The sequence below is a fragment of the Bacillus paralicheniformis genome, assembly GCF_002993925.1.
Classification (GTDB): Bacteria; Bacillota; Bacilli; order Bacillales; family Bacillaceae; genus Bacillus; species Bacillus paralicheniformis.
The window spans coordinates 1,464,633-1,490,689 of sequence record NZ_CP023665.1 but is presented as its reverse complement, the minus strand read 5'-3'; the positions used below and the strand labels follow the sequence as shown (position 1 = coordinate 1,490,689).

General features: G+C 49.7%; 18 protein-coding genes and 1 pseudogene. 2 read left to right on the top strand and 17 right to left on the bottom strand.

Translation table 11 applies throughout. The annotated features are described in order from the left end of the window. The first annotated feature begins 39 nt into the window (after positions 1-39). Positions 40-1,344, top strand: a complete 1,305-nt coding sequence (locus tag CP943_RS07620) for a S1C family serine protease (RefSeq protein WP_035339418.1) — start codon at positions 40-42, stop codon at positions 1,342-1,344. A gap of 82 nt (positions 1,345-1,426) precedes the next feature. Here the strand turns inward: CP943_RS07620 and CP943_RS07615 are convergent, their stop codons facing one another. Next, the gene (locus CP943_RS07615; RefSeq protein WP_035338894.1) at positions 1,427-2,380 is read right to left on the bottom strand and encodes a ring-cleaving dioxygenase; all 954 of its coding nucleotides are present in this window, start codon (positions 2,378-2,380) and stop codon (positions 1,427-1,429) included. 319 nt (positions 2,381-2,699) lie between these two features. On the opposite strand from CP943_RS07615, the gene CP943_RS07610 reads away from it, so the two are divergent. Next, positions 2,700-4,028, top strand: a complete 1,329-nt coding sequence (locus CP943_RS07610; RefSeq protein WP_105981358.1) for an APC family permease — start codon at positions 2,700-2,702, stop codon at positions 4,026-4,028. Positions 4,029-4,064: 36 nt separating this feature from the next. Here CP943_RS07610 and CP943_RS07605 read toward each other — a convergent pair whose 3' ends face one another. From CP943_RS07605 to CP943_RS07525, 16 genes and pseudogenes are all read right to left on the bottom strand, one after another. Then, a complete protein-coding gene (locus CP943_RS07605; RefSeq protein ID WP_020451072.1) occupies positions 4,065-4,949 on the bottom strand; it encodes a carbohydrate ABC transporter permease in 885 nt (294 codons plus the stop codon). 18 nt (positions 4,950-4,967) lie between these two features. Next, positions 4,968-5,921, bottom strand: coding sequence for an ABC transporter permease (locus CP943_RS07600; RefSeq protein WP_020451071.1), 954 nt, complete (start codon positions 5,919-5,921; stop codon positions 4,968-4,970). 41 nt (positions 5,922-5,962) lie between these two features. After that, positions 5,963-7,486, bottom strand: a complete 1,524-nt coding sequence (locus CP943_RS07595) for an extracellular solute-binding protein (protein WP_020451070.1) — start codon at positions 7,484-7,486, stop codon at positions 5,963-5,965. 86 nt (positions 7,487-7,572) lie between these two features. Next, positions 7,573-10,164 carry an exo-rhamnogalacturonan lyase family protein gene (locus tag CP943_RS07590; RefSeq protein ID WP_199792123.1) on the bottom strand — a complete coding sequence of 864 codons (2,592 nt, stop codon included), beginning with the start codon at positions 10,162-10,164 and terminating at the stop codon, positions 7,573-7,575. Between the two features lie 178 nt (positions 10,165-10,342). Next, entirely contained in the window at positions 10,343-12,340 is a 1,998-nt protein-coding gene (locus CP943_RS07585) for a beta-galactosidase (protein WP_105980903.1), read from the bottom strand. Next, positions 12,337-12,981 (bottom strand): rhamnogalacturonan acetylesterase, encoded by a 645-nt coding sequence (locus CP943_RS07580; protein ID WP_105980902.1) that lies wholly within the window; start codon positions 12,979-12,981, stop codon positions 12,337-12,339. The genes CP943_RS07585 and CP943_RS07580 overlap by 4 nt, the downstream gene beginning before the upstream one ends. Before the next feature lie 15 nt (positions 12,982-12,996). After that, positions 12,997-13,990 (bottom strand): annotated as a pseudogene (gene mgrA / locus CP943_RS07575) (L-glyceraldehyde 3-phosphate reductase). Between the two features lie 122 nt (positions 13,991-14,112). Next, the gene (locus CP943_RS07570; RefSeq protein WP_105980901.1) at positions 14,113-15,999 is read right to left on the bottom strand and encodes a rhamnogalacturonan lyase; all 1,887 of its coding nucleotides are present in this window, start codon (positions 15,997-15,999) and stop codon (positions 14,113-14,115) included. Between the two features lie 67 nt (positions 16,000-16,066). Next, complete coding sequence (locus tag CP943_RS07565) at positions 16,067-17,698, bottom strand: rhamnogalacturonan acetylesterase (protein ID WP_234026565.1); 1,632 nt, start codon at positions 17,696-17,698, stop codon at positions 16,067-16,069. Between the two features lie 20 nt (positions 17,699-17,718). Further along, on the bottom strand, positions 17,719-19,587 hold the full coding sequence (locus CP943_RS07555; protein ID WP_105981357.1) for a rhamnogalacturonan lyase: 1,869 nt from the start codon (positions 19,585-19,587) through the stop codon (positions 17,719-17,721). A gap of 182 nt (positions 19,588-19,769) precedes the next feature. Further along, the gene (locus CP943_RS07550) at positions 19,770-20,381 is read right to left on the bottom strand and encodes a YesL family protein (protein ID WP_095290130.1); all 612 of its coding nucleotides are present in this window, start codon (positions 20,379-20,381) and stop codon (positions 19,770-19,772) included. A gap of 14 nt (positions 20,382-20,395) precedes the next feature. Then, a complete protein-coding gene (locus CP943_RS07545) occupies positions 20,396-21,088 on the bottom strand; it encodes a YesU family protein (protein WP_023856748.1) in 693 nt (230 codons plus the stop codon). Then, a complete protein-coding gene (locus tag CP943_RS07540; protein ID WP_023856747.1) occupies positions 21,075-21,791 on the bottom strand; it encodes a rhamnogalacturonan acetylesterase in 717 nt (238 codons plus the stop codon). Before CP943_RS07540 ends, CP943_RS07545 begins: the two co-directional genes overlap by 14 nt. Positions 21,792-21,804: 13 nt before the next feature. Further along, entirely contained in the window at positions 21,805-24,090 is a 2,286-nt protein-coding gene (locus CP943_RS23085; protein WP_105980900.1) for a helix-turn-helix domain-containing protein, read from the bottom strand. A gap of 45 nt (positions 24,091-24,135) precedes the next feature. Further along, positions 24,136-25,170, bottom strand: coding sequence for a glycoside hydrolase family 88/105 protein (locus tag CP943_RS07530; protein WP_105980899.1), 1,035 nt, complete (start codon positions 25,168-25,170; stop codon positions 24,136-24,138). 18 nt (positions 25,171-25,188) lie between these two features. Next, positions 25,189-25,998 carry a carbohydrate ABC transporter permease gene (locus CP943_RS07525; RefSeq protein WP_407640592.1) on the bottom strand — a complete coding sequence of 270 codons (810 nt, stop codon included), beginning with the start codon at positions 25,996-25,998 and terminating at the stop codon, positions 25,189-25,191. Positions 25,999-26,057: the final 59 nt, after the last annotated feature.

Sequence of the window (26,057 nt, the reverse complement as noted above, 5' to 3'; positions counted from 1 at the left end):
GGCATCAAAGGATATGATAACAATAGGAGCGTGAAAATGATGGAATATAATAGAGAAGATCAGCTTGAAACGAAAAACGAACTCATCGTCTCCGATCAAAAGCCCGACCAGGCGATAAAAAAAGCAGAACAGCAAAAGCGGAGACTCTCATGGATGACGCCGATCCTCAGCGGCATCATCGGGGGAAGCCTCGTTCTCGGTGTCACGACATACCAGCATAGCAAAGACGAAACGGCCAATACATCTGTCCAGACACAAACTAATGAGACGTCGAACTCATCGGCTTCTTCCAATAAAGCGAATACCGAAAAATTGTCCAGCACCAATTCGTCTGACATTTCAACAATGGTGGAAAATGTATCTCCCGCCATCGTCGGTATTTCAAACTATCAAAAACAAACGGAAAGCGGTATGTTTGGGTTTGAAAGCAACAGCAACAACAGCAGTTCAAGCGAACAAGAAACAGGCACAGGCTCAGGTGTCATTTATAAAAAAGCAGACGGCAAAGCATACATTATTACAAATAACCACGTTGTCGAAGGCGCATCTAAACTGACGGTTTCCCTGTCAAACGGCAAAGAAGTGGAAGGAAAATTGCTGGGCAGCGATTCCTTGACAGACCTTGCCGTTGTTGAAATTTCCGCTGAACACGTCGAAAAAGTCGCATCTTTCGGCGATTCTTCAAGCTTGAAAGCGGGTGAATCGGTCATTGCAATCGGAAATCCGCTCGGCAAAGATCTGTCCCGCACGGTGACGCAAGGCATCATCAGCGGTGTTGATCGGACCGTTTCCGTTGATACGTCCGCAGGCCAAACCGAGATGAACGTCATTCAAACAGACGCGGCCATCAATCCCGGCAACAGCGGAGGCGCCCTTTTGAATACAAAGGGCGAAGTGATCGGCATCAACAGTATGAAAATCAGTGAAAGCGGAGTGGAAGGCATCGGATTTGCGATTCCAAGCAATGATGTCAAACCGATTGCAGAAGAGCTGATGTCTAAAGGAAAAATTGAGCGTCCGTTTATCGGAATCGGCATGATGGATCTTGAGCAGGTGCCGGAAAACTATCAAACAGGCACCCTCGGATTAAGCGGCAGCCAGTTAAACAAAGGCGTCTACATCCGCCAGGTCGCTTCAGGCTCCCCTGCTGATAAAGCGGGCCTTAAAGAGAACGATGTCATCGTCAGCTTTAACGGAAAAGAAACCGATACGGGAAGCGCGCTGCGCAACCTTCTTTACAACGATGCAAAAATCGGGGATACGGTAAAGGTTACCCTCATTCGAAATGGCAAAACAATGACAAAACAAATGACGCTTGACCAAAAAGAATCCGCATCATCTTAACAGCATGCCCCCCTTTTAGGCTGTCGGCTGCGCCGGATGCCTTTCATATAAAAAAACGAGGTCCTTTTCAGGACCTCGTTTTCTATTGAATCGGTTTCAGCCGCGCTTCAATCTCTTTCCGCCGATGCTCGAGATACGGCGGAAGGGCAAGGCTTTGGCCGAGCTCATCGATCGATTCATCAACGGCAAAGCCAGGCCCGTCAGTCGACAGTTCAAAAAGTATGCCGTTCGGTTCTCTGAAATACAGCGCCTTAAAATAATAGCGCTCCACAATCCCTGAATTCGAAAAGCCGTTCTCACTGATTATCTCATGCCACCGCTTAAGTTCTTCTTCATCTTTGACGCGGAATGCGACATGATGGACGCTTCCTCTCCCGGGACGCTCTCTTCTGCCGTCATCTGACTCTTTCACATGCACCTCCGCGCCTGCTCCTCCTTCACCCGATTCAAAAATGTGAAGCGTACGGCCGGTTTCATCAGCCTGTTCCTCACCGATTTTATGAAAGCCGAGAATATCGGTCAGCACCGCAGCTGTCGGACCGGCGTCCTTGACAGTCAATTCGACCGGGCCGAGCCCCCTGATCGCGACCTCCTCAGGAATGACGCCGTTTTTCACAGGCACTCCATGATCTTTTCCCTTTTCATCAGCCACAAGCATCATGTTCTGTCCTTCATGGTCTAAAAAGCGGAGAACACTCCGCCCCGCACGCGTCTCGATGCCGTAAGTCTCTGCGCCGAGCTCATGAAGCCGCTTCTTCCAAAATTCGAGTGCTTGTTCACCGGGAACCCGAAGTGATACGGACGAAATGCAGTTCGTCCCTTCCCGCCTCCGGGCAAGCATCGGAATCTCGAAAAATGTCAAATCTGAACCAGGCGACGCGACTTCATCACCGTAAAACAAATGATACATCGTCGGCTCATCCTGATTGACTGATTTTTTTATCAGTTTCATGCCAAGCCCTTTGACATAGAAATCCAGATTATGTTGAGCGTTGGCAGTTAAAGCAGATACGTGGTGGATGCCATTTACGTTCATTCTATCATCTCCTCATTAAATATCTCGAATTCGAGATTTCTTCTTTCTCAAAAATAGGCGATTTGATTTGAAAAGTCAACCAAACCGGCTTACAGACCTTCTTTCCTGTCTGCCCCTAAAAAAACTAACAATAACTCCGAAATGACTTAAAAAGGTTCGGTTATTCCTGTCCCCTTCGGGTTTTACGACCTTAAAATGTTTAACATACACAAAAAATGAGAAAATCTGAAAATTTATTTAATTTTTCTTTTTTAAAAAAGGTATTACAATATAAAAATAGTTTTCTATAAAAGAGATTACATCAATGGGAGGCATCGCAATGAATGCAGAAGCAAACGGACTAAAAAAAGAGATAGGCTTGTTATTTGCGCTATCTCTTGTGATTGGAACGATCATCGGTTCCGGCGTGTTTATGAAGCCCGGCAGCGTGCTTTCCTATTCCGGAAACGCACAAATTGCTCTTTTTGCCTGGATCCTTGGCGGAATCTTGACGCTAGCAGGCGGGCTGACAATCGCCGAACTGGGCGCTCAAATTCCGAAAACGGGCGGGCTTTACACATATCTTGAAGAAATTTACGGCGAGTTCTGGGGGTTCTTATGCGGCTGGGTGCAGATTATCATCTACGGACCGGCCATCATCGGCGCACTCGGATTATATTTCGGCTCGCTAGTGGCCAACTTGTTTTCCTGGGATAAATCATGGACTGCACTCATCGGCATTATCACCGTCGCCTTTTTATGCATCGTCAACATCGTCGGAACAAAATACGGCGGAGCGGTACAGACGGTCACAACGATCGGAAAGCTGATTCCCATTGTATGTATCATTGTGTTCGGTCTATGGCAGGGCAATGAACATATTTTCAGTACAGTTACGGAGAGCATCGCCAGCCAAAACTTCGGAGCGGCGGTATTGGCGACGCTCTTCGCGTATGACGGCTGGATCCTTCTTGCGGCACTCGGCGGAGAAATGAAGAACCCGGAAAAAGTGCTCCCGAAAGCGATGACAGGCGGGATACTGATCGTCACAGCCTGCTACCTGTTCATTAACTTGGCGCTGCTTCACATTCTTCCTGCCGATCAGATTGTCAAGCTTGGTGAAAATGCGACAAGCACAGCCGCTACAATGCTGTTCGGACCGATCGGCGGCAAGCTGATCTCCATCGGAATTATCGTCAGCATCTTCGGCTGCTTAAACGGAAAAGTTCTGTCTTTTCCGCGCGTGATCTTTGCGATGGCTGAGAAAAAACAGCTTCCGTTCTCCCGCTGGATCTCGCATGTTCATCCGACATTCCATACGCCTTGGATCGCGGTCATCGTCCAGATGATGTTCGCTGTCATCTTAATGATCATCAGCAATCCGGAAAAGCTGTCAGAGGTTTCGATTTTTATGATTTACATCTTCTATGTCATGGCGTTTTTCGCGGTGTTTATTTTGCGGAGACGGAAGAACGGCCAAGGGAGAGCTTACAGCGTGCCGCTCTACCCTTACCTGCCTGTTGCGGCTATTCTCGGGTCATTGTTTGTTCTTGTCAGCACGCTTATCACTGACTTTTACAGCTGCCTGTGGTCAATTTTGATCGGCCTCGTCGGTCTCCCGGTTTATTTTTGGATGAAAAAAAGAAATAAAAACGGCTCAGCTGCCTGAGCCGCAAGCCGCCGGCTCATGAGCCAGGCGGTTTTTTTATCCCTTCACAGACCCGATCAGAATGCCTTTGGCAAAATGCTTCTGCAAAAATGGATACACGGCTAAAATCGGCAGCGTCGCAATGACGATGACGGCCAGTTTAATCGATTGTTCAGGCGGCACCGTTTCCATCATATCATTCGTCGTCCCCGTCAGATCCGAAAGAATCGTCACTTGGCGCAGCACCATTTGGAGCGGCCATTTCGCGCTGTCATTGATGTACAGCAAAGCATGGAAAAAGTCGTTCCAAATCCCGACCGCATAAAACAGCGCAAAAGTTGCAATAATCGGCTTTGACAGCGGCAGCGCGATCCTTAAGAACACGCCGATTTCTGAACAGCCGTCAATCTTTGCCGACTCCTCAAGTTCTTTCGGAAGTTGCTGAAAAAAGTTTTTAATAATAATAAGATTGAACGGATTAATCGCCATCGGCAATATTAGCGCCCAGTACGAATCGAGCAGTCCCAGTGATTTGACGACAATATACGTCGGAATCATTCCTCCGCTGAAAAGCATCGCAAAAATAACGAGATTCAAAAGCAGGTTTCTTCCCTTAATGTGCCGTTTCGCAAGAGGATAGGCCATCGTAAATGTAAAAAAGAGCTGGACAATCGTTCCCACAACCGTAATGAACACAGACACCCCCATGCTCCTGATAAATGTCGGCGTTGAAAAAATATAGCGGTACGCGTCAAGCGAGAATGTCTCAGGAAAGATAAAGAAGCTCTTTTCCGCCAGCTCGGCCTCCGTTGCAAAAGATCCCGCGATAATATACAGAAAAGGCAAGACGGTTATCAGCCCGCAGCAGCCGAGAAAGAGCACATTAAACCAATCGAATACCCGCCCCGCTTTTGTGTTATGGATCGTTTCCGCACCGGACATCCTTTTCACCTCCATTCATTAAAACAGACCGTCCTGGTCAAACTTTTTCGCGATATAATTGGCGCCGAATATCAGAATGATTCCGACAACCGATTTAAAAAGCCCGACTGCCGTACTATAGCTGTATGCGCCTTGCGTAATTCCGACAACATAGACATACGTGTCAAAAATTTCAGCCACGCTCCGGTTTAAAGAGTTGGTCATTAAAAAAATCTGTTCAAAGCCGATGTTTAAAAAACTGCCGATTCTTAAGATGAGAAGCACGACGATCGTGCTTCTGATGGCCGGAAGGGTAATGTGCCACATTCTCCTTAATCTGCCTGCCCCGTCCATCACTGCCGCTTCATACTGCTCCTGGTCAACCGAAGCGAGCGCCGCCAGAAACAGGATCGTTCCCCAGCCCGTCTCCTTCCATATGCTTTGCAGCACAATCATCGGCCTGAACCATTCGGGATCCGAGAGAAATGCAATCTCTTTGCCCGTTATGCTTTGCAGCATTTTATTCATCACGCCCGTATCAACTGTAAAAAAGACAAATGTCATACTGACGACGATCGTCCATGAGACGAAATGCGGAACATATATAAACGTCTGAATGCACCGTTTATAGATGGCATGCCGCAGTTCATTCAGCATGAGTGCGACAATCAGCGGAGCCGGAAATGCAAAAATCAAATCGAGAGCGGCGAGCATGAGCGTGTTGCGGAGCAGGCGGAAGAAGTCAGGGTTCATAAAGAAATCTTTAAAATACTCGAACCCGACCCATTCGCTCTGCCAAAATCCGAGATAAGGCGAATAATCTTTAAAAGCAATGAACACGCCCCACATCGGCCAATATTTAAATATGAGAAAATATAAAACACCGGGAACAAGCAGAAGATAAAGCCATTTATCCCGTTTTACAGCTTGCAGCCCAGTCGGTTTCTTTTCTGTCTCAACAGCGGTTTTCCCTGTTTTAGCGGTGATTTCCACGTGCTGCATCCCCCCTTTCGTATGCTGGTTGAAGATCTGAGCTATTTCGTCTCCTTGTAGCGTTTGTTCAGTTCTTTCATCAAATCTTCACCACCGCTTTTATACCAAAGCTGCACGGCATCTTGAAAGCCTTTTTCATCGATGTCGCCGATGATAAACTGTGTTTTGGCATCGAGAATGATGTTGTCAAGCTGTGCCCCTTTTTGGGTGTAAACATCTGAAACGAGCGATTCAGCCGGATTGAATACGGCGATTTTTTCCCCTTCTTTGAGAATCTGTTCACGGTGTTTGAACAGCTTTGATTCTTGTTTTTCCACATGGTATCTTTGTTCGGGAATGCCCATGCTGAACTGCGCAAGACCTTCGTGCTCATAAAGCAGTTTTTTATTATTTTTTTCAAGGGACGTGTACGTTCCGTTCTCAAGCTTATAGTTGCGCCCTTTTATACCGTTGTTGGCAATAATTTGTGCCTCTTCATCGTTCATTTTATCCAGGAAGCTGAGCACTTCTTTCAATTCTTTTTCCGTTTTGACGCTCGCTTTCGGAATGGCAATCATTCCGGCGTATCCCGATGTCGGGAATGTATACGTTCCTTTCGGGCCTTTGACCGTTCCGGTGACGTCGATCACATCCTTGTTAGCGGGATCTGCTTCTTCCATTGCGCTTTGAATTTGTGAGGCCCGCGAACCGGTATCGACGATGACACCCGCTTTTCCTTTGACGATTGGATCGTTCCACTTCGCTGAATCCATGACGGCGAAGTCTTTATTGATCAGTCCCTCATCATACAGCTTTTTGAAAAACCGCAGCGCTTCCATATACTCTTCTGTCGTGAAGTCCGGAATGAGTTCACCTTTTTCGTCTATTCCGTAGCGGTTTGGTGCGCCGAACCACGTCTGCATAATATCCCACGGGCTCCCGTTTCCAAGCCCCATCCATTTCGGCACCACCATGCCGTACGTATCATCCTTCCCGTTTCCGTCGGGGTCTTTTTCTTTAAACGCTTTCAGCACGTCGTAAAATTCGTCGATTGTTTTCGGCATCTCCAGACCGACATTTTCGAGCCAGTCCGTTCTGATGATGATCGAAGCGCGGATCAGGTCCCTCGCCCTGTAAATACCGTAAATCTCGCCGTTGATGGAACTGTTCTTCATCACTTTTTTATCGGCCTTTCCGAGGTTCGGGTAGTCTTTTAAATAAGGTGAAAGCTCCCAAAACGCACCTGATTTGACAGACTTGATAAACCCCGGGGACTTGTCCGTGACGACGATGGCTTGCGGCAAATCTCCCGAGGCCATGACGATGTTGAATTTATCATTATAGGAAGAGTTCGGAACCCATGTCACTTTGATTTGTTTTTTCGTGTATGTTTCGAGCGCTTTTAAAGACGGGCTGTTTTCTCCCGGACTTTCCGGCGACAGGAGCGGAGCCATAATATGAATGGCATCCTTTTCTTTTCCTTTCCCGTCTTGATTGGCCGTCTCATTTGCGCTGCACCCCATCAAGAGCAAAAAAACAGCGGGTGCAGCGAGCCATTTGTTTCCCTTCAGCTTCAGTCTTGCCATTGTACAATTCCCCCTTTTGATCGTCTCAATTGTTCCACTTAAATTTAAAGCGCTTACATTTTTCCGGCAACCTTCATTTTTTGCCTTCATGTGCGAGCGGGATGTTCTTTCATTGCCTTGATGATCTTTTCTTGCATGTCCAGATCGGGCGGCATATCTTTAAGCAGCTCGAGCACGGCTATCAAGTTTAGGCACCATTGTGAGACGCAGTTTGTTGTAACCCAGGGAATTTCCGTGATCGTTTTCCAGGCATGGATTTGTTTTGGAGTGATCGGCAACGGTGTATGGCTTTGTTTTTCATCGAGCAACAGGCGCCACACTTGTTCGGCGAGCTTCCGGTCTTGGTGGAGCCAGGCAGCGTAAGCGGCCATGGCAGCGGAGAACATCGGCCAGTGAAATAAATCATCGTGAAGCTTCCCGCCGCTCCTTTTGCGCTTTTCTTCATCAGTCAGCAAATAAAATTCGCCGAATTCCCCTAGCATCTCCTTCCATTCCACATCCTCAAGCAGTTCTGCAAGCTCCAGCCATGTTTGCGGGGCACCGAAGGCGATGACCATATGATAGCCGCCATGATTCCCGTCCCCCATATGAAGCAGATCTGAAGCTTCAGGATCGTATCCGAAAGTCGGTCCGGACAACAGACGAAACGGCAGCGCTTTAAGCCGGCCGATCCCCCGTTTGATTTTATCAAGGTACGCTTCATCGCCTGTCCGCTCCCATTCCGTCAGCCAGTTGGAACAGAACGCCGCCCAGTCGGGGCCTACTCTTGCGTGGGCGGGAAACTCTTTTTCCGGATAATAAGCTCTCATCGGATCAAGCGTCTCAAGCGCTCGATCGGCATCTTTTACTTCAGATAACACGTCTCCCGTTCTCTCGTCCGCCGTCAAAAAGTAATAAGGCTTATGAAGGCCGGCCATGCTAATTCTCGCTTCCTTGCACCCGCAGCCCCAATGGAGGACATTGTGCCTTGAACCGAGGCCTTTATACTCCCCGAAATGATAGCAGTCGACTTCGCTAGTGTGACGGGTCATCGCTTCCGCCATTCTGAAGATGTCTTCCGTACCGGATCTGAAAAAAGACTGCCAAAGCCAGAGGTTCGGAACGAGTTCCGTATTTTGCCATGCATAGCCGCCAAGGTCGTACCGCCATACATGCCGGACGGCATCGTACGTATGCATCATATCACCGTAATGCCAATAGCCGTACCAGCTCCGCTGATCGACTTCGTTCATGTAAAACTTGAGAGCCTCGTCAAGCTGATCTTCAAGCACAGCCGAGAGCGGGTGCCGTTTATCTTTCAGGCTCCAAACGCCCAGCGCGCGGGTGTGATAATAATAGTCAGGCTCACAAATAAGCAGCGGGGGATTTTGCCATTCGTCCGCCGCTCTATTCAGCTCTTCATCGATCGGCGGATTTGCAAAACAGGCGAGGCTGACTTCGCTCGTATTGGCAATGCCGACGGCCGTTGACCTCATTTCGGCAAACCCTTCATATGCGCTTTCAACATGAGTGTCTTTTGAATAATGACGGAAATCCATCGCTTCAGCTTCAGGAGGCCAAAACCATACCGCCAATTTCGTTTCCCCGCCGGCAAGACCTTTCGCTTCAAGCGATGACGGATATTTTTCAAAGAAGTTCCTGAGCCCGAGTGCGATGCCGCCGTTTTCCCCGCCTGCATACATCAGCCCTTTCGCTCTCTCCCCATGAATCGCGTCCACCCAGGCGCAGCCTTTGCCGGTTCGCTTTTTTAAGCGCCAGTGAACAGGGGAATCCTGGATGAGCTTGAAATCGTTCCAGACGGCGTTTCTCTCGGCATCGCGCACGACTGCCGACTTTTCCGGTACAGGCTGTCCCGCAATCTGTCGTTCATAGAGTCCGTTTGTTTCATTGAATCTTCTCGTCACAAGCAGCTGAGAAGCCTCTCCGTAAATCCCTCCGTCGGCCGCATAGCGGATATGCCTGTTTCTCGGCGCTCCGCTCAAAACCGCGCTCATCTCGAAACCGAGTCCTTTGATCCATGCTGTTTCTGCTTCACAGTCGATGAAGATCGTGTGCACGATCCGGATGGACGGATCACCGGCATAGAAAGACAGCCTGACGGTAAAAGGGAGCCAAACATCGATGCCTCCGCCGCGGTGGACGCCTTCAATCTTGACGACTGTCTTAACCGGACCGTTTTGTTCGATTGCCGTACGTTTGATCATGCTCTCAAACCGTTCAATATGATACATGCATTGTGAATCTGAGCCGCTTCTTTTTTCTTTTAAAGCGATGAGCCGCCCTTCTTTCGCCATCATTTCCCCGGAAATGGAAATCGAACGGATGAGTTCCGTCCCCGATTTTCCAAGCCTGCAGACTATCGCGCCCGTATTCACCGTGATTTCATCTTTCTGCTCACTGACATTCATGACGGTTTTAGGGACGCCTGCCCCCCCTTTTTTCAATGTAAATCGGCTGCCGCTTTCTTTAGGGAAGACTGTGGCATGCCCCGTCCATTTAAGCGAGCCGTCAGGCCAATATGCGAGCGGCCATGTTTGCAAACACGGGGCGTTTTTCGAAGCAATGGCGACCGTCTCTCCTTTTTGCAGCACTCCTTTTGCCCAAGGAACTCCCCAGGTCACCCCGCCGAACGCGGCAGGCGCCCTATTCAGCCATTTTAGTTCAGTCTGTGCTTTCATAAGTGTTCCTCCTTTCTGTTTAACCGATTGGTCAGTGAATATTTTCCTGTTTAGCCTTTTGACCGTCAATATTCCTTTTTTGCTTATATTGGAGAGGTGTCTGCTCCTTTTTTTGCAGGCATCATCCCTTTTTTAGCAAAACGAAACAAAAAAGCCGCGGGCAAGCGCCTGCGGCGATTCATTTATTCTCTGAAAACAAAACCACGCGGTATTCGTGCGGGCCGAGTGTCACGCATCCGGATACGGGCCTGTCGGACAATAAATCGGTTCCGTTTCCGTCAAGTGTCACTGCGCCTCCTTTGCCGTCCATATTGATCACGACCCAGACAAGACCGTCTGCTCCTTTCCGGGGCGCGACGACTGTTCCGGGAGTGGCATCGGTTTTCTGTGTAACACCCGCTTCTTCTGCGTAATGACTGATCAGCTTTTTCATCATGATGTCACCCGCTTCGCCTGCCGGCATCGACCCGAGCATGACGATTTTTCCTTTTCCGCATTTATGCTCTGTGATGAACGCTTTTCCTGACGCCGGGCCTTTTTCAATTATCCCGACAGCCTCGGTGCCGCCGGCTTTAAAAACAGCGCTCCACAGACTCAGCGGCGCCTTTACGCCAAACGCCGCTCCACTCGAGTTCCGCTCATCCATCGGAAATGTATAAAGCGTTTTGACTCCAGAACTTTTTTCCAATTCCCCTAATCCGCAATCAGTGTGAACCGTATGATTTTCTGTTCTTCCGCCCGTCAGCGGACCCGCAATCCAAATGCCGCCACTTTGTGCAAAGGCTTCGGCTTTTTTGATAAACGCAGGCGGAAGATAGTGAATAAACGGCGTAAACAGCAGTTTATAGCCGTCAAGCGAGCTCCCTTCAAGAATGACATCTCTGTGAATGCCCATCTTTAACAATCGGTTATAAAACTCGGTGATCAGTGTTCTGTAGTGAAGACCCCGATGTGGCTCCGTTTTCAAAAACACCTTTGCACGATCCGAATAGACGACGGCTGTTTCAGCCTGCAAAGGGTCCGTCGCCAGCATGATGTGCTCAACCTCCCGTCTCGCCTGCTCGACTTCGAGCACATGATCATATCCCACATCAGGCTCCCCCCATGCGCTGATCACTGATCCATGCGGCTGTTCAGATCCGGCTCTCTGCTGACGCCACAGCCAATAGCAGAACGCGGCTCCGCCAAGAGCATAAGAAGAGACCGCTTCAGCCTTCAAATAGCCGTTTTGATGAGGCACGGCATAGCTTTCAAGCGAAGCGCTGTAGGAAGGGCTCGTTTCCATTATCCAGAACGGCCGTCCTTTTTTAATGTTTCTCCATAAATCACAATTAAACAAAAAGGCGGCACTGTTTTCCTGGCTGGCGTACGTATCAAACGAGGCGAAATCAAGGCTCTTGAAAAGATCTTCATGATCAACGCCGAACATGACGCTGCTGTTATGGGTGATCGGGGCGTTGGAATATGTTCTGATCACTTCAGCCTGCTCACGCGCAAATTCAGAAATCTTGTCCATCGAAAACAGCTGATACATCGTCCTTAAAGAAGAATTGTGCAAAAACGGGGTCGGTCCGGGCTGCGGAACTTGCTCGAAGCGCTGATACGTTTCGCTCCATACGCCTGTACCCCAAGCCTCATTCAGACGGTCAATCGTCTGATAGCGGTCTTCCAGCCATTTGTGCCATAATGTGTTGCACGTTTCACACATGCATTCTGCGACATGGCATTTGAATTCATTGTCAAGCTGCCACCCGATCAATCCCGGCAGTTCTCCGAGCTCTTTGGCGATATGTTTGATGATCAGGCGGGCCCGCTCTCTAAAATACGGATGGTTTGTGCAGGCATGCTGCCTCGAACCGTGTCCCATCGTCTCTCCTTTTTCATTCACATGCATTCTTTCCGGATGCCCGTGGGTCAGCCAGATCGGCGGTGTCGCAGTCGGTGTGCACATGACCGTTTCAATTTTGTTGTCGTGGAGCTTTCGGATGACGCCGGCAAAAAATCCGACATCGATCCTTCCTTCTTCCGGCTCCATCCTTGACCAGGCAAACTCCCCGATTCTGACGACATTGATCCCGGCTCGCTTCATCATCCTGATATCCTCATCCATCACGTCCTCATCCCATAATTCGGGATAAAAGCAAGCGCCGTGATACAGTTTTCCGTTCATCTTCATACCGTCTCTTTAACAAACGGCAGACCGAGCTCTCGAATGCCGATAGAGACAAGCTTCGCCATTTCCCGGGCCCCTTTTTTCGTAAAATGTGTGTAGTCGTTGACATTTTCCGAGATCATAAAATATTTAAATACCTCGCTGTACCCTTTTTCCGCAAAATGCTGCAGGCTTTTGTCCATTAAATCGATCAAGCGGACGTTTTCTTCACTTGCCACCTGCTTCATCGCGATGCAGTAGTCCGAGAAATCGTTCAAAAAGACGCCGTCCTTGTAATGGAGCCTTGCGACAGGCGTGATGAGAAGCGGCGAAGCTCCTTTTTGACGCGCGCCGTCGACGTACATTTTCAAGTATTGTTTATACGTTGTATACGGCTCAGTATAGCGTTCTGGTTTGTCTTTCGACGCGTCATTGTGCCCCATCTGAACGAACAGCCAATCGTTCTGTTTGATCACATCTAAAATCGATGCAAGCCTTCCTTCTTCAACGAACGTTTTTGAACTTCGGCCCCCGATGGCCCGGTTGATCACCTGTACATTTCCGGATACATAAGACTGGAGAAATTCGCCCCAGCCTCCTTGAGGCGAATCCGCCTTATAATTTTGGACGGTCGAATCGCCGGCCAGATAGATGCTGATTGTCATCACGACCACTCCTTTTTATGAAAGAATTTTATCAATTGTGTCGAGCTCTTCAGCTGAGAATCGAGCGGACTTAAGAGCAGCGGCATTTTCTTCGATCTGTTTGGTTTTGCTTGCGCCGATCAGCACCGAGGTGACGCGCGGATCTTTTAAAAGCCAGGCTATCGCCATTTGCGGCAGGGATTGGCCGCGTTCGGCCGCCACTTGATTCAGCTTGCGGACTTTGCCGAGCACGTCTTCTGTGATGCTCTCGGCCTGCAAAAACGGACTGTTCACATCTGCGGCTCTTGACCCGGCGGGAATCCCATTCAAATATTTCGTTGATAAAAGCCCTTGAGCAAGAGGTGTAAACGCGATCGCCCCGGCTCCTTTTTTCTGCAGCACTTGCAGCAGGCCGTTTTCCGGTTCTCTGTGGAACATTGAATATTTGGGCTGATGGATGAGGAGCGGAACCCCGTATTCTTGCAAAATATCGGCCGCTTTTTCGGTCTGTTCGGCGCTGTAGTTCGACAGACCGACATATAAAGCTTTTCCTTGCCTGATGATATGGGCGAGCGCTCCCATCGTCTCTTCCAGCGGTGTATGGGGATCAGGGCGGTGCGAATAATATATGTCGACATAATCTATGCCCATTCGTATTAAACTTTGATCAAGGCTTGCGACGAGGTACTTTTTTGACCCCCAATCGCCGTATGGTCCGGGCCACATCGTATAGCCGGCTTTCGTGCTGATGACCATTTCAATCACGGTAGCGGGCAAAATCGGTTTTCAGCGCTTTTCCGAATGTTTCTTCGGCAGAACCGGGGGGCGGACCGTAATTATTCGCCAAGTCAAAGTGGGTGATTCCCAGATCGAATGCTTTTCTTAACAGTGCTTTGGCATTTTGAAACGAATTGGCTTCTCCGAAATGATGCCAAAGCCCTAAAGACAAAGCAGGCAGTTTTAAACCTGAATGCCCGCAGCGGTTGTATTTCATATTTTCATAGCGTGTATCACTCGCCTGATACTCCATATGAATCCATCTTTTCATTTTGAAATGAAATCGCTTACCATTCATTTTATGGGAACAGGCTGTGAGATTACAATCATACTTTTTTGTATATTGAATAAACCTCAATGAACCAGCGATCTCTGTCACTCTTCATGTTTCTTACAGGGAGCGGTATAAATATTCGGCCGGGGCGGCTTGTCCATTCCGGTTCCCAAATAAAATCCGGGGTGAGGCGGCTGATTGTAAGCGACATTTTGCCAGGCTACCCCCAAGCGGTAGACGGGATCGTGCATGAACGTATAGAAACGATGTTCAGTCAGCTCGGTCGTTGTGTATATTCGCAGAGCATCGCTTCGCGCGGTGCGGAATACGACATCTTCGCGCCAATCGCCGAATAGATTGGCCTGAAGCACGGGCGTCCCTTTCGTCCAATTGTTAGACAGCGTTCCGTCAGCAGTGAGCAGATTGACCAGCCTGCCGCTGTGATAGTCCCATTTATCAATTTTCGGGATGCCGGCGGGTTCTTTCCAATCATGGTCAAGCAGCTCGCGGAGAAGATCGCCGTCCCACCAAATCCCAAAATTGGCCGAAGCCGGAGCGGCGTCGCTGAGCTTTTCTCCCTTACTCGTAAAGAGGCCGTATGATTTCCCTTCATTACCCGGGGGATCGATCGCCCAGACAAGCGAGCCTTTATAACGGGGATCGATATGCGCGGCCATTCCCCGCCCAACATCTGTATCCGCCGGCACTCCCCAGAGGATCTCCCCTGTACCCGCATCGCGAAATGAGAGACCGTACGGAAGGCGCGGGTCTTCATGCACTTGAAAGACTTCCAGCCCGGGTCGATCCGGGTCAAGATCGCTCACATGCATGGCGTCACCGTGCCCAAGCCCTGTCGTATAAAGCCCTGTTCCATCATGATCCACGGCCATCGCACCGTAGACGATCTCATCTTTCCCGTCATCGTCGACATCCGCGACGCTCAGACTATGGTTTCCCTGCCCTGCATAGCCTTCGTTTCCGGGCTTGTCGCTGTCAAATGTCCATAGCTTGGTCAGCTTGCCGTCCCGGAAGTTGTAAGCGGCAAGCACCGTTCTTGTGTAATAGCCGCGCGCCATAACAAGACTCGGCCTTTCACCGTCCAAATAGGCGATGCCTGCCAAAAATCGATCCATGCGGTTGCCGTATCCGTCTCCCCAATCCTCAAGCCTGCCCCGCGGCGGATCGTAATCCATGGTTGCCAATTCCCTTCCCGTTTCCCCGTGAAAAATCGACAAATATTCAGGCCCGTCCAAAATTCGTCCATTTTCATTTCTGTAATCGGCAGCAGGATCGCCAATCACCCGACCAGTTCCGTCAACCGTTCCGTCAGCTGTCTTCATGGCGATTTCCGCTTTCCCGTCGCCGTCAAGATCATAGACCATCAATTGCGTATAATGGGCGCCCGCGCGGATGTTTTTCCCGAGATGAATCCTCCACATGAATGTCCCATCAAGCTTATATGCATCGATGATGACTTCTCCGGTATAGCCGTTGTGTGCATTATCTTTCGAATTGGACGGGTCCCATTTGAGCACAATTTCGTATTCTCCGTCGCCGTCGAGATCTCCGATGCTCGCGTCATTGGCGCTGTACGTATACTGTACGCCGTCAGGAGTTGTCCCGCCGTCAGGCTTGTTTAACGGAACATCCAAGTACGGCTTCTGCCAGACAGCTGTTTTGTGCGACTGCTCGACTTCCTGATCTCCGAGAACCTTTGTCACATAATAAACAGATTCTCCGTTTCCGTGTTTATCAAGAAAGTTGGTCGATGATGAAACGGGTGTTGAGTTGATTCTGTGACCGTTGCGATATAGGTTGAAAGCCGTTTCTTCCGGATCTGTTCCTAAGAGCCGCCAGCTGAGAAAAACCCCTTTTTTTGTTTTTACGGCCACAAGTCCGCGGTTCAAGCGTTCCATTTGCCTCGATTTTGCCGTCGATTTCACCGGCCGAACGCGTTCAGCTGCTGCATGTACGTCTTTTTCTCCCATCGTCCTCTCTCCCCTTTACGGTTTGGAATGGCGAACGGGAGAACCGGAGACCGGCTCTCCCGACACCTTATTTCTTGAGCGAATGTTTCAGCGGATACATGTTCATATCGGCGATTTCTTCTGTCACGAGCCTCGCCAATTGGTTGGCGCCGAACTCGTGAACATGCACCCTGTCCTGGATTCCGTCTGGATAATTCGGGCTTTCTCCCGGCTCTAAAAACATAAATACGTTTTTAGTCGCTTCAACGCCGATCTCGTTGTAATAATCAATGCTCTTTTTATTTAAATCGAGCACCGGAACGTTCATTTCCCGTCCGAGCTGTCTCATTGCGTTCGGATATTCTCCGATGCTGTTGTAAAAAACACCCTTTTCATCATAGGTTCGTTTACTTTGAGAAGTGACGAGCACAGGCCGTCCTCCTTTTTCGCGGGCTTTGTTAATGTAGGTTCTCAAGTATTCCTGAAATGTCGTATACGGATCTGTATGACGGGCCGGATCTTGCCCGGCGTCATTGATGCCGAACTGAATCAACAAATAATCGCCCCGTTTCATCCGGTTTAAAATCGTATCCAGCGACCGTTCATCCACAAAACTTTTCGCGCTTCTCGCGCGTTTCGCCTGGTTGTCGATGACGATTTCATCCGAGAAATAGCCGCCTAAAAATTGCCCCCAGCCTGCCATCGGCGCATAACCTGGTTCATAATCGGAAACCGTGGAATCTCCCGCCAGAAAAACCGTCGTCTTGTCATCCGTTACATGATAAGCCGTCTTCGTCAAGACCAGCGCATTGAGGCGCGGCGCTGTTCTCGCTGCTATGGCTTGAATGGAAAGGCGGCCACCGGAAATATGAATCGGAAACGTTTTTTCGTTGTATCCGCCCGCTTCCGCTCCAAATGAATAGAGCTGAATCATGCCATTTGCCCGTACGTCCATGTTCGTTTTTGCCCGGGCATCTCCGGTTATCAGCCGGACATGATATTGACCGTCAGGCAAATCGACCGTAAACGCCGTTCCATCCGGTATGCAAAAGTCTGAACGAAGCGGATCGGCGATACCGCGGTCCGTACAAGTCACCTTTGTTGTGTCGTCAAATCCGTAGCCTTTTAAAGGAGTATAAGCCGATTGCGCGTCTATCGGAATAAAGCCCGAAGCAAGAGGCCCGTCACCGAAATCAAACCGATACACCTTCGAAATTTCGACGGCATACACTTTTGGCTGAGGTCCTTTCCACTCCAAATCGAGACGCCCGTCTTCCACCGTAACGGTGAACGCTTTTTCGGCTGAACTTCCCTTTGCTCCGGCCGGGATCGTTCCCATTTCCTCTCCTTCGGCATAAAGCTTCAATTCACCGCGGGATGAGGCAAATACGGTTACGCGGTATTCACCAGGAGAAAGAACCGCCAGAAAAGCCGTCCGGTTCACGACACAATAGTCTTTCTTGAGCGCTTCTTTTTTTTGCGTCTTTTTGCACACAGCGTTCCCTGCCCGTGAAAACCCGTAGCCTTTACCATTTTGATACGCGGAGGCCTCGTTCACTTTCACATAATCCTTCTCAGCGGGACCTTTTCCAAAATCGAACAGAAAAAGATCCTGACTGTGATGTGCGGCAGCGCCTTTCGGCTGCGCAGGTCCCTCAATCCCCGTGCTGAAGAAGAAAAGGAGAAGGATGGCCCATACGCAACGAACATATCGCTTCATTATGAAGCTCCCCTTTTCCATCAGCGTGTATAAATGTTCGGCTTCTCAGGTGTCTGCATGCCTTCGCCTAAATAAAAGCCGGTGTGCGGCGGCTGGTTGTAGCCGACATTCTGCCAGGCGATTCCGAGGCGATAGACGGCATCATGCATCAGCGTATACAAGCGGTGTTCCGTCATATCTGTCGTCGTGTAGATGCGCAGTTCGCTGCTGTCACCTGCTCGCCAGATCACTTCTTCGCGCCAGTCTCCGAGAATGTCAGCCTGCAGGGACGGCGTCGCTTTTGTTCCGTTATTTGCCGAAGCTCCAGATGCTGTCAGCAAGTTAACGGTTCGCGAATTTCGATAATCCCATTTATCAATTCTGTTGCTGTCCAGAAGCTCTCTTTGGAGATCGCCGTCCCACCAGATGCCGAAGTTCGTTGATGAAGGCAATGTGCTCCCGATTTTTACGCCTTTTGCCGTATAAAGACCGCCGTTCGCCCATACTTCCGCTCCTTCGTAGCGCGGATCGATATCAGCAGCCATCCCGCGTCCGACATCCTTGCCTGCGTGCACTCCCCAGATGATCTTTCCCGTTTTCGCGTCCCGGAAAGACAATCCATAAGGAGAATTGCTGTTTTCATGCACTTGAAAGACTTCGAGTCCCGGTCTTGAGGGGTCCAGGTTTCCTGTATGCATGGCATCCCCATGTCCCCATCCGGTTGAATAAAGGCCTTTACCGTCATGATCGACAGCCATCGCTCCGTATATGATTTCGTCCTTTCCATCTCCGTCAACATCAGCGACGCTCAAACTGTGGTTACCTTGACCGGCATAGGCGCCATTTCCGGGAGCGTCCGAATCGAACGTCCACAGTTTGGTCAGCTTTCCGCCTCTAAAGTTGTAAGCGACAAGCACTGTTCTCGTGTAATAACCGCGTGCCATGACAAAACTCGGCCGCTCCCCGTCAAGGTATGCGACACCGGCCAGAAAGCGGTCAACCCTGTTGCCGTAGCTGTCTCCCCAATCGGCTACATTTCCCCGGGCAGGTTCGTAGTTGACCGTTGTAAGCTCAGCGCCTGTATCGCCTTTAAAAACCGTCAAATACTCAGGCCCTGACAAAATTCGGCCTTGGGCATTGCGATAATCGGCGTTTGCATTTCCGATCACCTTTCCCTTGCCGTCTTTCGTCCCGTCGGCTGTCTTCATGGCGATTTCTGCTTTTCCGTCGCCGTCAAAGTCATAGACGAGAAACTGTGTATAATGGGCGCCGGCGCGAATGTTTTTGCCAAGGTTGATTCTCCACATCATGGTCCCGTCAAGCTTGTATGCGTCAATCAGCACGTCTCCCGTGTATCCGTCCTGTGAATTATCCTTTGAATTGGAAGGGTCCCACTTGAGAATGATTTCATATTCGCCGTCTCCATCAAGATCGTCGATGCTCGCATCATTGGCGCTGTATGTGAATGACACCCCATCAGGCGTTTTTCCCCCGGCCGGTTTTTGCAGCGGAACAGATTTGTATGGTTTATTCCAAACTCCGGCGGTTTCAGAAGGAGCCTGCTCCACGCCGTTCAAAACGGCGCGCACCTGGTAAACGGCATTCGAATCCCCGCCTGCATCCTGATAATTTGTACTCGATGTAATCGGGGAACCGTTCAGCTTCTTTCCGTTTCGATACACATTAAATGAAACAGAAGCGGGCTCGGTTCCGAGCAGCCGCCAGCTCACAAAGACACCGTTCCCCGTTTTAACAGCGACAAGCCCCCGGTTCAGCGACTCCATTTGCCTTGCCTGCGCAGCCGTCCGCCCGTCTGCTTCCGCTTGTTCCGAGAAGCCGGTCACAAGCGTAATGAATAAAAGAGATGACGCGGCCAACAGTTTCTTCCACCTTTTCTTTCCTTTTTTCATCATCTTCTCCCTCCGCCTTTTTTGTAAGCGCTTACTTAAAAGGGATTCTATTACGGCTTCCATTTTTATTCAATTGCACTTTTTTGCCGAAGGGAAAAGATGTGTTCAAGTCCGATTTAAAGCGGTTCTCCTTTTTCAATTGATACTTTTTTGCTCACTTTTCTCATTTTTGCACGGTTCAGCTAGCCTTCCAGACGCAAAAAACAGCGATGTGCAATGAACATTAATACAAGAGCAAACAAACTGACACCATAAAATGGGATCAGTCCCGGAACCGTCAACAGCACATAAACGACAAAGCCTCCAGCAGCAGCCATTCCGGCCGTCGTCAAAGGACGAACGAGACCGATCAGTGCAGCCTGTGAAAAATAGCGGGCAAACGGCAGCTGAACGTGAACGTAAAGCGGAAAAATATACACGAAAACTACGACATACATGAGTCCGGCCATCAGTGTGGCATAGCTGATGATGATTGAAAATAAATCCTCACGGACGCGGAAAAATTGATAGTTTACTAATAAAATTGTGCCGGCGGCGAGGAGGATGAGGCCAAGTCCGTTTGTTTTGAAAAACTCTTTTTTATACGTTTGATAAAACGTTTTGAATACCGGTGCGTCCGTCCGGCCGAGCAGCCACTTGCGCACGACCGTGAACATCGCGGCCGTGCTCGGAGCCCAGCCGAAAACAACGCCTCCTCCCAGCGTGAATAGAACCCAGAGCGCGTTCAGCCAGGCGATTTTCATGATCGCTTCACAAGCGCCGTACATCATCGCCATCATGCCTTTTTCCCGCATGTCCGATCCTCCTTTCAGTCGCAAAGCAGCCTGCGCACTTCAAAGTTGGCGTAGGCTGCTTTCAGCGGAGCCATTTGCCTGAAACCGATTTTTCCTCCTCCGTAAACCGGGCCGAAACGCCTGCCGTCATCCTCCCATTCCAAAATGGGCAGCCCGTTGATTGAAAAATGAACGGATACCCCGTCTTTTATGAGCTTCATTCGGTAGGGAGGCAAAGCGTCATTAGCGGGCGGAAGCGGGTCGGCTCCCTCACAGACGAGGTGAAAACCGCGGCTTTTCCTGAGGTTGCATGTTCGGAATGCTCTTTCATCAGCATGCTTATGTCTGAAATACGACAGGTGCAATGTGTTGATGTCCCCTGAATGATATTGCGGATATTTCCCTGTTCTCTCCGCCAGCCGCCCGTCAAATAAATCTTCCCCATTGATCCCGGTGGCTGCAAAAAATATCATGCATAAGCCGGGCTCCCGCACAGGATAGAAATCCCACTTCACAACTATTCCATCAGGGAATGTCTCTGGACACCAGTAAACAAAATGGGCATCGTCTCCATATTGCTCAGCATCGAGTTCATTCTCCATATGCAGGCGGCCGTTCGGAAAACGAACGATTCCTTTTCCTTCCATCACCCAGCCGCGGAGATCTTCAGGAGACGATAAAGGGTTTTGATAAATCAGGCTTCCTTCTCTTGCATTACACTTCGGCACGGAAGTCGCTCCTTTCACAATGAAGATAAGCCGCTAGAGGCAGGCCGAGCTCTCTGATTCCTTCTGTTACCAGCCAGGCGACTTGACGGGCCCCCGCCTCGGAAAAATGAGTATTGTCTTCAATTCCATTTGGATAATGAGGATGTTCATGCGGCTGAAAGTGGACGAACAGCCGTTTTGAGCCTTCCGTTCCGAGAGATTCATAGAGCGCTTTGGTTTTGGACCATAAATCGATGAGCGGAACTTCGAAGCGGTCAGCGAGCGCCTTCATCGCTTTCGGAAAATCTCCGAGTGTGTCGGCAGGCTTTCCATTTTGATCAAAGCGTCTGCGCTCTGCGGAAGTGATCAAAACCGGAGTCGCCTGTTTTTCGCGAACCGCTTCAACATAGCGGACAAGATGCTCCTGATAGGTTGTATACGGGTCTGTTCCGTACGGTTTTTGATCGTTGTGGCCGAACTGGATCAACACATAATCACCAGGCCCAAGCCGCTCCGTAATGTCATCGAGCCGGCCTTCATCAATGAAGCTGTTCGAACTGGCCCCGCCTTTTGCCATATTCACGACCGCAGCCTCATCTGAGAAAAACAGCGGAAGCATCTGTCCCCAGCCGGCCATCGGCGCTTCATGCGGAGGACAGTCTGCGACGGTCGAATCCCCGGCCAAATATACTGACACTTTTGGCTTTTCGTCTGTTCGTTTCATAACACTCTCCCTTTCACGAAGATTCCTGATGAATCTGCCTGTAGCGGCTCGGCGGAATGCCGACCTGCTTCTTGAAAATCCGGTTGAAATAGCTGTGTCTGTAGCCGACTTCTTCAGAAACGTCATGGATTTTTTTATTCGTTTCAAGAAGAAGCTCTTTCGCTTTTTCGATTCTGAGACGGGTAACATAGTCGATAAAATTGATGCCGGTTACTTGTTTGAAAGCTTTGCTCAGCGTATACGAATTCGTCCCGGCTTGATCAGCGCAGCTTTCAAGCGAGATATCGTTCATATAATGCTGATGAATCATCTCAAGCACCTGTTCGACAAGCCGTTTTTGCTGTCGGTTTTTCCTGCCTTCCATTTCTTTAAGATACGGGCTTACGACACGCTCCATCATCCAGCCGACGGCCCTTTCCGGCTCCCTCAGCTCTGAAAGCTCCTGCAGCAGATTTTTTCGGCTGAACAATTCATAAGGATGAAGGCCGGAATGAAAGACCTCTTCCTGGATCTTTGCCAACAGCTGCATCATGCCCGGCTGGATGCGGATTTCCGTCTTTCCTTTTTCGGACAGCTCCCGGATGAACAGCCTGATCCGCCTTTCGACTTCATCCCTTTCTTCAAGCCGCAACGCCCTGATGACCTCTTTTTCAAGGGTGAACGGATAGTATGATTCAGCGGGAGGCATGTCTTCCCTCCGGCTTAAATCGATCACCTGGCTGGCGTTTTCGAACTGTCTGTAATGCCTGCCTTCTTTCACCTCTTCATACATGCCGGGAATGTCTTTTAACATGTGAGCGGTTTTTGATACCGTCACTGTGACGTGGAGTCTTGATATGCCGCAGATCACATCCGTCAGCTCACGGACAAATTGGGCGGTTTCTTCCTTGAAGGCTGTTTTCCGGCCGCTCATCAGCAGCACAGAGAGCGATAACGAACGGACATCGGTCATATAAATATGTTTGAATGTCCTACCAGCCAGTTCACGCGTAATATTGCCCAGCAAAAAGCCCGCCAGACTTTCATCCTTTTTTGTAAAAGCTCCGTTCCCTTCGTAGAGTCCCGTCAGCTGGCTATCGATGATGGTAAACACATTGTCTTTCGCTTCCCAGCCCCACCTTTTCAGACGATCTCTCAAATTCCTCTCTGATTCATCTGCAAAGTATCCGCCGAGAAGGCGCTGAAAAAAAACGTTTGCAGCCTGGGGCATTTCCTTTTTCAGTCTGCCGCTTTCCTCAGTCAGGTCTTCCCAGCGCTTCTCGAGCCAATGAAATTCATCCGGAAAATGAGCGGCCTTACCCTCTCCTGAGCAGAGCTTGATCAGCCTTGCGATCGGTGAATAAATTTTGTGTGACGCATACCATGACAGAATGAAAGCAAGAACGATCCCGGCGATGCTGACCGACGCGACGAGCTTCGATAAAAACAACACCGGAGCCGTAATCGCCGACATCGGTGAAGCCGAGACATAGGTCCATTCCTGGTTTAATCTGACCATTCGTCCGTATGAAACGGAATACGCCCCTCCGCCCCAATCCATCGCAAAGGAGCCCTGTTGATTCTTTTGTTTCTCAAGCATCCCTTTTAAAACGCTTTCAAAATTGGCTTTGCCGCGTTTGCTCCCGGAAAAAACAGGCTTTTGATTATGATGAAAAAGAAGCGCTGTTCCCTTTGAATACGGTGAAAGGCTTTCTAGCAAATGCCCCATTTCTTTTTCGTCAAGCATTAAAATCAGCGCGCCGAACGGCTCTGAGATGCCTCCCGGAATTTTGTGGACAAGCGCCATTCCGTAAGGAGCGGCGCTCATGTCTTTCCAATAAACGTTTTGACCGCCTTCAAGCAACGAATGATAGGCCTTTAAGATGTTCCGGTCGGTCATTCCGCTGTATTCCGGATTTAAAAGAATCGGCTCTTTCCCTTGAATAAACAGTTCAACCTTGTGAATGAGCGGATTTTGATCCTGAAGCACAAACAGCGATTTTGAGAGCCTGTACGTCGTTTGAAAATCCGTTTGCAGATCGGCATCGGCCAGACCGTTCATCAGGCGCGGATCATATGCAAGCTGGGAGAGCATGATCTCAAGCCCTTCCAGCTTGTCATCGATTTGGCTGATTTGGCGTTTCACCTGGTTCTCGTGCATTTGTTGGAGCTCTTTTTCAATTTTTGCAGCAGAAAACAAATAGATTCCTGCACCCGTCAATAAGCCAGGAATACACGCAATCAGCAGAATCAGCACAAAGCTTTTTTTAAAAAAACTTCCTTTTCGCCGTGAAACATATCTTTGATGCAGCTTTTTCATCCCTCTCCCCCCACTGCAATGAAAAGAATGTTTCTTTTTCAATTTCTATTGGAACGCGCGCGACTTGGAGCGGACGACGTCTGCCAAAAACGTCAGGGCAAGCCCCTGTCCCCAGCCTTGAATCCGTTTATACGGAACGTCTTTGTATCCCTGTGCATCCCGCATCACTGCTGTGCCCGCTGAAACGCGTTCCACCCTTCCGTCAGGCGCGACCGCATCTGTTATGGCTGTGAGCGCCTTCTGAACGGATTTGTGGTATAGCGAGCCTCTGGACAGCAGGCCGGAAGCAATCCCCGCAGATCCCGACACTTCAAGATATGAATCAGGATCCGTCAGTACGGTGTGCCATAAACCAGAAGGATGCTGAAGCCTGACAAGCGCGCTCAACAAGTCTCGAAGTGAACCATCAATGATCATATATGAAGGATGCGTAACATCGATCAAAGGGAGCGCTTTTGCCATTGTCAAAGCGGCCCATCCGTTTCCCCTTCCCCAAAATATGCCTGACAGATTGTTTTTGGCCACATGGTCCCATCCGTGATAATAGAGATTGGTCTCCATGTCCTGCAAAAATTCCTCATGGCCGTGATACTGGCGCAGCCCGTCTTCAAAATATGCCTCGCTGCCGACAAGTTTGCCGATTCGGAGAAGGAACAAGCCCGCCATCATCATCGTATCGACCCATGCCTGTTCAGGGAATACATGTTTCTCTGAGTTGACGGTGTGCTGCAAAATCCCATCTGCGAACCGGGGCGCTTCGCGGAGCACATAGTCCGCCATTTGCCGGGCGGTGTCAAGATAACGGTCATCTCCTGTCGCCTGGTAGAGCGACAGAAGGGTATGGCCGATGGATACCCCGTTGATCGACAGCTTAGGCAAGCCGTCTTCAAGCTTTTCATCCGTCCAGTTTTTCAAAAGTTCGAGGTATTCGTCATTTTCGGTTGCTTCATACGCCTCAGCGACGCCGTAAAACGCGACACCGCCCGGCCAATCCCATTCGAAATCCATCTCAAATGTCCGCTTGACGATTCTGTCGATCACTTCATTCAGTTTTTCTTCATCAAAAACAAGCTTTGTCATGCATTTTTCTCCCCTTTGTTATTTTAATCCGCTCATGCTGATTCCTTGGACGATCGATTTTTGAAAAACGAAAAATACGAGAATCACCGGGACGAGTGAGACGACTGACATCGCAAACATCGCCCCCCAGTTAGACGCCGTTTCCGTATCTAAAAACAGCTTTAGTGCCAGAGAAACCGGGTAAAGCTCCGGCTTGTTCAAGTAAAGAAGCGGATTGATCAGCTCCTCCCACTTCCAGTAAAACGAGAAGATGGCGGACGTCGCGAGCGCCGGTGCGATCAATGGCAAAATGATTCTGAAAAAGATGCCGAGACGGCTGCAGCCGTCAATTTTTGCCGCTTCATCGAGTTCTACCGGGATCGTCCTGATGAACTGAATCATCAAAAAGATAAAAAACGCGTGCCCGAAAAATTGTGGAACAACGATCGGCTTGAATGAATTCAGCCAATCCAGTTTTGCAAAAATGATGTATTGCGGAATCATCAGCACCTCGTGCGGCAGCATCATCGTCACCATCATGCAGCTAAACCAAAATGCCTTCCCTTTAAATGGAATCCGTGCGAATCCGTAAGCGATGAACGCTGAGGACAAAACCGCACCGATCGTCGAGAGGCCGACGATGATAAGCGAATTTTTAATAAATGTGATGAACGGCTGTCCGGCGATCCCTTTCCAGCCCTCCGTGTAATTGGACAGGATCAAAGGATCCGGGATGAGCGAATGGGATGTGGCGAATATGCTCGCACTTTCTTTAAACGAGCTTGCGATCAGCCAGATAACGGGATACAAAAGGATGATCGCAAGACCGGCAGTCGCGATATGGAACACGAGCTGCCCGGCTCTTTTCTTTCCCGTTCCTGCGGGAAGCGGGGCAGGCGCCGCCCGCC

Excerpts from the sequence above, each read along its gene's own strand:
- CP943_RS07620 (WP_035339418.1), top strand. The coding sequence starts at position 40 with ATGGAATATAATAGAGAAGATCAGCTTGAAACGAAAAACGAACTCATC.
- CP943_RS07615 (WP_035338894.1), bottom strand. The coding sequence starts at position 2,380 with ATGAACGTAAATGGCATCCACCACGTATCTGCTTTAACTGCCAACGCT.
- CP943_RS07610 (WP_105981358.1), top strand. The coding sequence starts at position 2,700 with ATGAATGCAGAAGCAAACGGACTAAAAAAAGAGATAGGCTTGTTATTT.
- CP943_RS07605 (WP_020451072.1), bottom strand. The coding sequence starts at position 4,949 with ATGTCCGGTGCGGAAACGATCCATAACACAAAAGCGGGGCGGGTATTC.
- CP943_RS07595 (WP_020451070.1), bottom strand. The coding sequence starts at position 7,486 with ATGGCAAGACTGAAGCTGAAGGGAAACAAATGGCTCGCTGCACCCGCT.
- CP943_RS07590 (WP_199792123.1), bottom strand. The coding sequence starts at position 10,164 with ATGAAAGCACAGACTGAACTAAAATGGCTGAATAGGGCGCCTGCCGCG.
- CP943_RS07585 (WP_105980903.1), bottom strand. The coding sequence starts at position 12,340 with ATGAAGATGAACGGAAAACTGTATCACGGCGCTTGCTTTTATCCCGAA.
- CP943_RS07580 (WP_105980902.1), bottom strand. The coding sequence starts at position 12,981 with ATGACAATCAGCATCTATCTGGCCGGCGATTCGACCGTCCAAAATTAT.
- CP943_RS07570 (WP_105980901.1), bottom strand. The coding sequence starts at position 15,999 with ATGGGAGAAAAAGACGTACATGCAGCAGCTGAACGCGTTCGGCCGGTG.
- CP943_RS07565 (WP_234026565.1), bottom strand. The coding sequence starts at position 17,698 with ATGAAGCGATATGTTCGTTGCGTATGGGCCATCCTTCTCCTTTTCTTC.
- CP943_RS07555 (WP_105981357.1), bottom strand. The coding sequence starts at position 19,587 with ATGAAAAAAGGAAAGAAAAGGTGGAAGAAACTGTTGGCCGCGTCATCT.
- CP943_RS07550 (WP_095290130.1), bottom strand. The coding sequence starts at position 20,381 with ATGCGGGAAAAAGGCATGATGGCGATGATGTACGGCGCTTGTGAAGCG.
- CP943_RS07540 (WP_023856747.1), bottom strand. The coding sequence starts at position 21,791 with ATGAAACGAACAGACGAAAAGCCAAAAGTGTCAGTATATTTGGCCGGG.
- CP943_RS23085 (WP_105980900.1), bottom strand. The coding sequence starts at position 24,090 with ATGAAAAAGCTGCATCAAAGATATGTTTCACGGCGAAAAGGAAGTTTT.
- CP943_RS07530 (WP_105980899.1), bottom strand. The coding sequence starts at position 25,170 with ATGACAAAGCTTGTTTTTGATGAAGAAAAACTGAATGAAGTGATCGAC.